Here is a 10,292-nt window from a genome sequence, read left to right as displayed (position 1 = left end):
TCAAACTGCTGAAGCGAATGGGCTATGGCTACCGGGATACCGAATACTTCTTTCTGAAAGTCAGAGAGGCGTTCCCCGGAGATCCGCGATGAACCTTTTAATTAAGAATCATCGGCTTGAAGGATTGATTTGGAAGATGTCAGCCCAGGCTATATGGCGGTTTCCCGGGCCGACATGGAGTTTGGGCGGAAGGCGTTATCCTTTCACCCAAACTCTGTTTTTAGAAGCTGCCGCGAATACCCACGGCTATCTGGGTACCGAAGCGTTCCAGATAATTCACCTGATCTTCGCGCTTGATGTAACCGGAGTAGCGGTTGTTGGTCAGGTTGGAGGCTTCACTGAACAGGGTCAAGTTGTCTGTGATGTCGTAGCTGATGCTGGCATCCAACTGGCCGTAGTCGTCTATCCAGGCCGGGCCGCCCCAGGCATCCGGATCCACCAGGAACTTGCTGCGCCAGTTATAGGCAAGGCGCGCCTGCAAACCATACTGCTCATAGTAGAGCACGGCATTGTAGGAGTTCTCGGACATCCCCTTGAAGGGCAGATCCTTGGCTTTCAGCTCAGGATCGTCATAACTGCTGTCCACATAGGTGTAGTTAAGCTGCCAGCCAAAGCCGTTGAATGGCTCAGGCAACCACTGTTCGAGGGACTGTTGCCAGGCAATTTCAAAGCCCTGCACTTTGGCACCGTACTGTCCGGAAACCGGCTGGCTTACCAGGTAACGGTTGCCATCGACCTCCATGGGGGTCTTTTCATCAGAGATAAAGGAGTCGATATCCTTGATAAACAGGGCGCCGCTCAGTGAACTGCTGTCGCCGTAATACCACTCCAGCGCCAGATCCGCCTGTTTGGCTTGCTCGGGTTCAACCCCGGGATTACCGCGCACCAGAGTTGGTAAGCCCTGCTCCTGACTGGTGAAGTTGGGCGCGGCCCAGACTCTGAGCGAGTAGAGTGACGGGCGGCTCAATACTTCGGCGGCCGAGATACGCAGCAGCAGATCGTCCTGCAGGTTCAGCTTGAAGTTGAGGCTTGGCAATATGTTGGTATAGCTGTCGCTGTAGTTTACCGGGCTGACAGTGCGCCAGTCATCGTTGAGCGGCTGACCGGCATCATCCAGCACTACCTTGCTCAAGTCATAGCCAAAGCCTTCGGAATCGACTTGGGTGCGACTGGCCCTGACCCCCAGATTGAGCATATAGGGCAGATCGAACAGCAGCTCTTCAATCGTTATCTGCACATAGGCCGAGGTCACAGCCTCGCTTACCTCATAAGTACCGGCCTGATTGGCACTGGCTACTATGGCCTCATTGGCGGCATCGCTGTTGATGGAGCGGTAGTATTCCAGCAACTTGTCATAGTCAAAGCTGGGCCAGGGATCCGGTGAGATGCTGTTTTCGCCGTCGAGGAAGTTATCGAAGTTGGCGGGCACAAACACATTGCCCGGAATTTGGAACAGCTCAAACTCGCCTTGAGTGAAGACTCCCGAGCCGTCAAAAGCATAACCGTCGCGGGTTAGATAGTAGCCGCCGCGACTGAATTGGCTGGGGTTTTTCGACCTGAACTCATTCTGGCTCTTGACCTGTTTGACATAGTTTATCCCGGCATCCAGCTTGCTGATAAAGCCGCTTTCCGGCAAATACTGGGTCATCAGCTTAAGATCCGTTACCTTGTCATCCACGCCAGTGCCACTGTTTAGGCTGTAGTGGGCACCATAGGTCTGCTCGCTGGTGAGTCCCGGGCCTATCACCACATCCGGCAGCATCTGCCCATTGGTGTAGTCGATATCTATGCTGTCGACAAAGCCGCGGGCGACGATGAAGCGATTGTCGCCCTTGTTCTTGTTTTTGGCGGCCGAGTAGGCAAGATCGGCGGTGACCGACCAATTGGGGGTGATAAACAGCGCCGTATTCAGTGCCAGTTGGTAGGTGTCTGTCTTGCGCGGTGTGCTCAGGTTAAGCAGCTCCACCATAGTGTTGTCGCCCTGCTGGCGCATGGAAACCACTCGCCCCAGCTCATCGAACTGCGCATCGCTGAACAGCGGGGTACCCGGTGTCCACTCCTCGTCATAGTTGACAAACCCTATCTGGTATTTGTGTCCATCGGTATTGTAGCGAGAGTAGAGGGCGTCGAAATTGACATCCAGATTATCCAGTGGCCGCCATTGCAGTGCCAGGGTGCCACCGATGCGTTCGCGTACGTCCTGGGCGTTGGCATAGTACATGTAACTGGGTATTTTGGAGGCGTAGATTTCGCCTTCATCAATCACACCATTGCCGTTGGTGTCTACCGGCACCCCGGCGCTGTCGACACCCCAGCCTTCCTCTTCATCGAAAAAACCATCGGCGGAATAGGTGTCGGCCCTGAGGGTTTTCTTGGAGTAAACGGCGGAAAACAGAGCGCCGAAACTGTCGTCATCGGACTTGTCGCCTATGATGAGAGATGCGTGCGGGTGCAGGTCTTCGGTGCGCGACTCATAGATACCCTTGGCCGAGGCCTGCAGGGTAAAACCGTCCAAATCCAAAGGCTTGCGGGTCTGAATATCCACAATTGCCCCTATGCCTCCCTCGGTGAGCCGCGCTTCGGGAGACTTGTAAACCGCCAGCACATTGACCAGCTCCGAGGCTATGGTGTCAAAGTTGAAGTCCCGCCCGGCGTTGTCCGACGCCAGCTTGCGGCCATTGAGGGTGGTGATGTTGTAGCCGTCCCCCAGGCCGCGGATCAGTATGTTCTGTCCCTCGCCGCCGTTGCGGGTAATGGTCACCCCGGGAATACGTTGCAGTGCTTCGGCCAGGTTTTCATCCGGAAACTTGCCTATATCATCGGCCACCACAAGATCCACCACTGCGGTGGCATTCTGTTTCAGAAACAGCGACTCCTTAATGGCTGAGCGGATACCCGTTACCTGGATCCTTTCCAGCTCGGCATCCTGCTGTTGAGCTGAGTTTTGTTGTGTTTGAGCCTTGTTTTCCTTGTCGGACTCGTCATTGGCCGTAACCGGCTGTGTTGCCAGCGCACTGGCAACTGCCAGGGCAATTAGGGCAGGTTGGGTGGCTAAGAGCTTCATGGGTTCCCCGCTGTTTGTTTTTATCAGGCTTAATGCCTTTCGCTTTTGTTGTTTTTCGAAAGCATTAGAAGCAGCGAAATGCTTTCGATTGCTTATTTATAGCGTTAAAAACTCTGGGTGATCAATAAAAAAATGTAAAATGTCTTTTAATTGTTTTCGGTTTGGTGCATAGTTTAGCTAGTTGAAAGTGAAAGTTTGTTGTTGGTTTTGGCTTAAGTAGTTGTGGTATAAGAATTGTTGTTATGATTTGACGACGTTGCTAGTAGATTGAAAGCTTTCGAAAGCCAGTGCAGGTTCACCTGCTCCAGAGCGCAACAAACAAAACAGGAAGAGTGCAGTGAATAATCTCAACACTATTGAGAGGCAGCAGGAGATAGTCCGGCTGACCCAGCAACAGGGAAAGGTGTCGGTCACCGAGCTGGCAAATCGCTTCGGGGTCTCGGAAGTCACCATACGCTCGGATCTGGCGGTATTGGATCAAAAGCAATTGTTGGTGCGCTCCCGCGGCGGCGCCATGGTCAACTCCGACCTTATTCGTGAACTGTCACTGAAAGAGAAGGGCCACTGCTATTCGGCACTGAAGCAGGAGCTGGGCAAGGTGGCGGCCTCTTTGGTTAATGATGGCGACCGCCTGTTGCTGGACTCGGGCACCACTACCCAGCAAGTTGCGGCCAACCTCCTTGAACATCAAGATCTTATCGTGATGACCAACGGCCTTAACATAGCCACTGAGCTGGCGCGTTCCGACGACGTTGAGGTGATGATCACCGGCGGCTTGCTGCGTAAGAAGTCAATGTCTTTCTATGGTTCCATCGCCGAGAAGAGCCTCAGGGATTACAACTTCAACAAGCTGATCCTCGGGGTGGATGGTTTTGATCTCAAGACAGGTCTCACCACCCATTTTGAGAAGGAAGCCAGTCTCAACCGCATGATGTGTGAGATTGCCAGCGAGATCATAGTGGTTACCGATTCATCCAAATTCGACCAACAGGCGTTTCATGTCATTTGTGCCAGTCGGCAGATCCAGCAACTGGTTACCGACAGCGGCATTCCCGAGCGCTATGTGGAAGAACTCACCAAGCAAGGGGTGCAGCTGCACCTGATAGATAAAAATAAATAACAAGGGGAGAAGTTATGTCTGGTTTTGATCGTCGTTCCTTTCTGAAAGCTTCGGTGGCCACAGCTGCTGCCTCGGCGCTGGCTGGCTGCGCCGCCAATGCCGGTTCATCTGCGCTGGCACCCAAGGCCAGTGGCCGATCTGTCATGGGGCTGGTGGTTCCGAAAATGGCTGAAGTGCGGGTGGGGCTAATCGGCGTCGGTGAGCGAGGTGTGGGGTTCATTCACCATTTCAACAACATAGAGGGCGCCAGGGTAACAGCTATCTGCGATACCGATCCCCTGGTCATAGAACGTGCCAAGAAGGTAATGAGTGACGCAGGCTTGGCCCAGCCCGGTTATTATTCCCAGGGCAAACACGCCTATCGTGAATTGTTGGCACGCCAGGATGTGGACATAGTGGTCATTGCCACACCTTGGGAATGGCACCACCCCATGGCCAAAGAGGCTATGCTGGCCGGCAAACACGCCTTTGTTGAAGTGCCTATGGGGATCACCATGGAGCAGCTCTGGGATCTGGTGGACACAGCCGAGCAAACCCAGCGCAACTGCATGATGATGGAAAACGTCTGCTACGGTCGCGACGAGCTGATGGTGCTCAACATGGTACGCCAGGGGCTGTTCGGCGAACTGCTGCACGGTGAGGCCGCTTATATTCACGAGTTGCGCTGGCAGATGAAGGAGATAGATCGCAAGACGGGCTCTTGGCGCACTAAGTATCACGCCTTGATTGACGGTAACCTGTATCCTACCCATGGCTTGGGGCCTGTGTCCCAGTACATGAATATCAACCGCGGGGACAGGTTCGACTATCTCACTTCCATGAGCTCTCCGTCGCTTGGGCGCGCAGCCTATGCCAAGCGTGAATTCCCCGCCGACCATGCCCGCAACAAGCTCAACTATATCTGCGGCGATATCAATACCAGTCTTATCAAGACGGTTAAAGGCCGAACCATCATGGTGCAACACGACACCACAACGCCGCGTCCTTACAGCCGCCATAACCTGATTCAGGGCACCAATGGGGTGTTTGCCGGTTTCCCCAACCGCATAGCGCTGGAGCAGGGCGGCAGTGGCAGCTTCCACCATTGGGACCAGGATATGACCCAGTGGTATGCCAAGTATGACCATCCGCTGTGGTTGCAGATGGGCGAGGCGGCCGAAAAGAACGGCGGTCATGGCGGCATGGACTTTTTAATGTGCTGGCGGATGATCTACTGCCTGCGTAACGGCGAGCCGCTGGATCAGGATGTGTATGATGGTGCGGCCTGGTCGGCGGTGCAGCCTCTGTCGGCGGCTTCAGTGGCCGATCGCGGTAACTCCAAGGACTTCCCCGACTTTACCCGTGGCGTGTGGCAGAGCGCCAAACCGCTTGGCATTGTAGGTTGAGGTAAGCATGTCTGCACTCAAATCCATTATTGAGGCCAACAAGGCCGGGCAGCAGGCGGGGATTTATTCCGTCTGTTCGGCCCAGCCGCTGGTACTGCGCGCCGCTCTGCGTCATGCGGCGCGGCAACGGGCGCCCTTGCTGATTGAGGCTACGGCCAATCAGGTCAATCAGCACGGCGGCTATACAGGCATGACCCCCGCTGATTTTATCGCCTTTGTGAAGAGCCTGGCCCAAAGTGAAGGTGTTGCCGAAGCGCAGTTGCTGTTCGGCGGCGATCACTTGGGGCCGGTGGCCTGGAAGCACCTGACTGCAGAGCAGGCGATGGCTGAGGCCGAAGCCATGGTGCGGGCCTATGTCGAGGCGGGATTTTGTAAAATTCATCTGGATGCCAGCATGGCTTGTCATCAGGAACAAACGCCCCTTGCCGATGAGGTGATTGCCGCGCGCGCCGCCAGACTGTGCCGCGCCGCAGAAGCAGCCAAGGCGCCGGGGCAACAGCTCTGTTATGTAATAGGCACTGAAGTACCCGCTCCCGGTGGTGTCAGTTCGCTGGAGGAGGGGCTGCAGGTCACCCCGGTCGCGGCGATAAAACACACCATTAGCGCCCACAAACAGGCCTTTGCCGCCGAAGGGCTTGGGGAGGAGGTTTGGCAGCGGGTGATTGCGCTGGTGGTGCAGCCAGGGGTGGAGTTCGGCAATGCCGGGGTACATCAGTATGATGATACGCTCACCAAAGAGCAGAGCCGCTTTATTCGTGAGCAGCCCAACCTGGTGTTTGAAGCCCACTCCACAGATTATCAGCTGCCGGAGCATTACGCCCAGTTGGTGGCCGGCCATTTTGCCATTCTCAAGGTGGGGCCGCAGTTGACTTTTGCCCTGCGCGAGGGGCTGTTTGCCCTGGATCATATAGAGGCCTTGCTGGTGCCGGCGGCGAAACGCTCAGGGCTTAGAGCACTGTGTGAGCAGAAGATGTTGTCTGAGCCCAAATACTGGCAGTCGTTCTATACAGATCCTGCGCTGCGGGATTGGCAACTGGGATTCAGTTACAGTGACAGGATCCGCTACTATTGGCCCGAATTGTCATTGACCATAGACAAGCTGCTGGCCAATCTGGCAAACCCCATTCCCGAGCCCCTTATCAGCCAATATCTGCCGCTGGCCTATCCGGCCGTGGTCAGAGGCGAGCTGCCTGCCACGGCGATTGAGCTGGTACTCCATCATATCGGCCTGGTGCTTAACCGTTATGCCAGCGCCTGTCAGCCTGCTGCTATCGAAGGATAAATCAATGCAAGTCAGTGACCTATCAAAGACCCACTTGTATCCAAAATCTGCCGCCAACCCGCTTTGGCAAGCGCCGGAGAGTGGTAAATGGACGGCGACCGAGATAGCCCAGCAGCCGACTCTCTGGCGCGAATTACAGGCCGATTTCAAACACAGGGAAGCGCAGCTCAGCGCTTTTCTCAATCCCTTGCTGGCCAAGGACAATCTGCGGATTATTCTCACCGGCGCGGGTACTTCGGCTTATATCGGCGAGGCGTTGGCAGCCTTTTTACAGCGGCAACTCAGATTACCGGGCCAGAGGGTGGAAGCCTTGTCCAGCACGGATATTGTTTCTCACCCCAGGCTGCATCTCAACCCATTGCAGCCGACTCTGATAGTCTCCTATGGCCGCTCGGGAAACAGCCCTGAATCCCTGGCTGTGCTGGCGTTGGCCGATGAGTTGCTGACAGATGTCAGTCATCTGCTGTTGACCTGTAACCCTGAGGGAGCTTTGGCCAGCTATGCGGCCGAACACAGTCACAAGGCTTGTTTGTGGTTGATGCCCCAAGATAGCCACGACCGCAGCTTTGCCATGACCAGCAGCTTCAGTTGTATGTATCTGGCGACCCTGCTGCTGTTTGCCGAGGAAGACAAATCGCTATCCAGGGTGCTGACACTGACGGAGCAACTGCTCGAAACCCGGCTCGACGGGGTGCAGCAAACCGCGGGCCATAGCTGCAAGCGGATAGTGTTTCTCGGCGCCGGGCCGCTTAAGGCGGCGGCTCAGGAGGCGGCGCTCAAGTACCTTGAACTAACTGCCGGTATAGTGATCAGCAGTTTTGAGAGTCCGCTGGGGTTTCGTCACGGCCCCAAGTCACTGGTGAATGAAGATACCCAGATAGTGCTGCTCGGCAGCTCTGAGCCCTATGCCAGAGCCTACGATCTGGATCTTCTGGCAGAGCTGCGCGCCGATAAGCGGGCGCTGGATATCTGTTATCTGAGTGAAGAGGCTCTGGCCCAAGATGGTCAGGCCAGTCTGGAAGAGGCTTGGTTGACACTGCCCTTTATTGTTTACTGTCAACTGCTTGCATTTTACAAGGCGTTGGAGCTTGGGGTGTCACCGGATAATCCCTGTCCCAGCGGCCAGGTCAATAGAGTGGTGCAGGGGGTGAAGCTGCATTCGCTTGCGGTTTATACTCGGCCCGGCAGCCTGGATAACACAGAGGATTGAGCCATGTACTACGGTGTGGATATCGGTGGTACCAAGATAGAACTGGCGGTGTTCAGTCCACAATTGCGTTTGTTGGATAAATGGCGCATCGCGACTCAGGGTGACGATTATCAGAGCTTTCTGGCCTCACTCGCCTTGCAGATAAGCGAGGCCGACAGGCGTTGGCCGGCCGAGTCCGGCATCCCGGGCACTGTGGGGATAGCCCTGCCCGGGGTGATCCGCGCCGATGGCACCGTGGTCTCCAGCAATGTGCCTTGCCTCAATCAGCGTAAAGTGGCCGAAGATTTAGGCGCCTTGTTGTCGCGTCCTGTGGCTCTTGGCAATGATTGCCGTTGTTTCGCCCTGTCCGAAGCCTTGCTGGGAGCCGGGAAAGATCATGCCAGAGTTCTTGGGCTCATACTCGGTACCGGGCTTGGCGGCGGGATCTGTATCGAAGGGCGGCTTATCACCGGCGCCCACTGTCTGGCCGGTGAGTTCGGCCATCAGGGCATGGCGGCCAGCGTGCTGCTGCGCCATGGCTTGCCGCTTTACGATTGCGGCTGTGGCCTCAAAGGCTGCGCCGAAACCTATGTCTCGGGCACAGGCCTTGGTCGTATCTACCGGGCGTTTGGCGGCGAGGGTGATACATACGCTTGGCTGGCGGCGCTGCGTGCCGGTGATGCCATAGCCAAACGCAGTTTCGATGCTTATCTGGATGCCCTGGGCAGTGTGTTGGCCGGGCAGATCCTCAGTCTGGATCCGGATATCTTTGTCTTCGGTGGCGGCTTGAGCGAAGTGCCGGAAATTTTGGCGGCGCTGCCGCAGGCTACCGCCAGGCATATGTTCAATGGGGTGCAGTTACCCGAGTTTTGCGCCGCTCAATTCGGCGCCGCCAGTGGTGTTCGCGGCGCCGCCATGCTGGGAAAGGCGCTGGCGACTAGAGTGGAACAGAGCAATAGCGTGAGCGCCAACGAGCAGGTAGCGGATATGGATACCCTGTTGACCGGAGGCTGGCATGAACAGCAACACTGACAAGGCCCCGTTCTGGATTGGTGCCGATGGTGCCCTGCTCGGGCCGCAAATGAGCCGCAGTAGTGAGGTTTGGCTGCGGATAGTCGATGGCCGTATTCATACCATTGCCAAGGCGCCCAAGGAAGGTGAGGCGGCAACTCACTATGCAGGTCTTCTGGTTCCCGGTTTTGTCGACACTCAGGTCAACGGTGGTGGTGGCCGCATGTTCAACCGGAAGCCCTGCGTTGAGACACTTAAGCTGATGTTGGACGCCCATGGCCGTTTCGGCACCACCAGCATGTTGCCGACGCTTATCAGCGACGATATCAGGGTAATGCAAGCGGCACTTGCGGCGGCCATCAGCGCCAGGGACGTCGGTCTTGACGGCATAGCCGGGATCCATTTTGAGGGGCCGCATCTGTCACAGGAGCGTAAGGGTTGCCACAGTGAAGCTCGCTTAAGGGAGCTTGGCGATATTGAGTTGGCGCTCTACGCCGAGGCTGTGTCCCAACTGGGTGTTTGTGTGGTGACTCTGGCTCCCGAGAGGGTAGGGCCTGAAGATGTTCGCCGCCTGGTGGCGCTCGGTGTCAGAGTGTCGTTGGGGCATTCCAATGCCAACGCCGAAACCGTGATAGCGGCGTTGGATGCCGGAGCCAGCGGCTTTACCCATCTTTATAACGGCATGTCACAGCTGGAGTCGCGTGCCCCTGGCATGGTGGGAACGGCGCTCAGTGACCCAAGGGCATTTTGCGGCATTATTCTCGACGGTCATCATCTGCACCCGGTCAGCGCCACTCTCGCCTGGCGTGCCAAGGGGAGTCGACGTTTGATGCTGGTGACTGATGCCATGTCGCCTGTGGGTTCTGAAGAGCAGGAGTTTGCATTTTTCGGCGGTAAAGTTGTGCGCCGCGGTACTGAGCTCAGGGATCTCAACGGCTCTTTGGCCGGCTCAGTATTGGAGATGACAACGGCAGTTCGCTATGCCGTCAAGGTGCTGGGGATCCCGCTGGAGCAGGCCGTTGCCATGGCCAGCAGTACTCCAGCCGCTTTTGCCGGGCTGAATGACAGAGGCATGTTGGCCGAAGGTATGCGGGCTGACTTGCTGCTGCTTGACGATGCCCTGTATCAGTCAAAGCGCTGGCAAGGCGGCAGGCTTGCAGCGGGCGCCGAAGTTCGCAGCAAAAGCGTTTGAAAATAAGTAGCTTCAAGGGACATCTGTCCTTGGCAGCAGCTGGATAATC

General features: G+C 56.3%; 7 protein-coding genes. 6 read left to right on the top strand and 1 reads right to left on the bottom strand.

What is annotated here, in order from left to right:
• Window positions 1-220: 220 nt before the first annotated feature.
• Complete coding sequence (locus tag ACMHXI_RS18050; protein ID WP_028780311.1) at window positions 221-3,064, bottom strand: TonB-dependent receptor; 2,844 nt, start codon at window positions 3,062-3,064, stop codon at window positions 221-223.
• 337 nt (window positions 3,065-3,401) lie between these two features.
• Here ACMHXI_RS18050 and agaR point away from each other — a divergent pair, with 337 nt between their 5' ends.
• The 6 genes from agaR to nagA are packed head-to-tail and all read left to right on the top strand — an operon-like array spanning window position 3,402 to window position 10,243.
• A complete protein-coding gene (agaR, locus tag ACMHXI_RS18045) occupies window positions 3,402-4,184 on the top strand; it encodes a transcriptional repressor AgaR (protein WP_044734208.1) in 783 nt (260 codons plus the stop codon).
• Between the two features lie 14 nt (window positions 4,185-4,198).
• The gene (locus ACMHXI_RS18040) at window positions 4,199-5,569 is read left to right on the top strand and encodes a Gfo/Idh/MocA family protein (protein WP_028780309.1); all 1,371 of its coding nucleotides are present in this window, start codon (window positions 4,199-4,201) and stop codon (window positions 5,567-5,569) included.
• A gap of 7 nt (window positions 5,570-5,576) precedes the next feature.
• On the top strand, window positions 5,577-6,851 hold the full coding sequence (locus ACMHXI_RS18035; RefSeq protein WP_044734209.1) for a class II D-tagatose-bisphosphate aldolase, non-catalytic subunit: 1,275 nt from the start codon (window positions 5,577-5,579) through the stop codon (window positions 6,849-6,851).
• A 4-nt stretch (window positions 6,852-6,855) separates the two neighbouring features.
• The gene (locus ACMHXI_RS18030) at window positions 6,856-8,061 is read left to right on the top strand and encodes an SIS domain-containing protein (protein ID WP_082050171.1); all 1,206 of its coding nucleotides are present in this window, start codon (window positions 6,856-6,858) and stop codon (window positions 8,059-8,061) included.
• A 3-nt stretch (window positions 8,062-8,064) separates the two neighbouring features.
• Window positions 8,065-9,072, top strand: a complete 1,008-nt coding sequence (locus ACMHXI_RS18025) for an ROK family protein (protein ID WP_025886687.1) — start codon at window positions 8,065-8,067, stop codon at window positions 9,070-9,072.
• Window positions 9,056-10,243 carry an N-acetylglucosamine-6-phosphate deacetylase gene (gene nagA / locus ACMHXI_RS18020; RefSeq protein ID WP_243891862.1) on the top strand — a complete coding sequence of 396 codons (1,188 nt, stop codon included), beginning with the start codon at window positions 9,056-9,058 and terminating at the stop codon, window positions 10,241-10,243. Before ACMHXI_RS18025 ends, nagA begins: the two co-directional genes overlap by 17 nt.
• Window positions 10,244-10,292 lie beyond the last annotated feature (49 nt).

It is taken from the genome of Shewanella sp. BJSY2023SW005, assembly GCF_047314585.1.
Taxonomy (GTDB): Bacteria; Pseudomonadota; Gammaproteobacteria; order Enterobacterales; family Shewanellaceae; genus Shewanella; species Shewanella algae.
The sequence above is the reverse complement of the archived record's forward strand: the minus strand, read 5'-3'. Positions and strand labels throughout refer to the sequence as shown.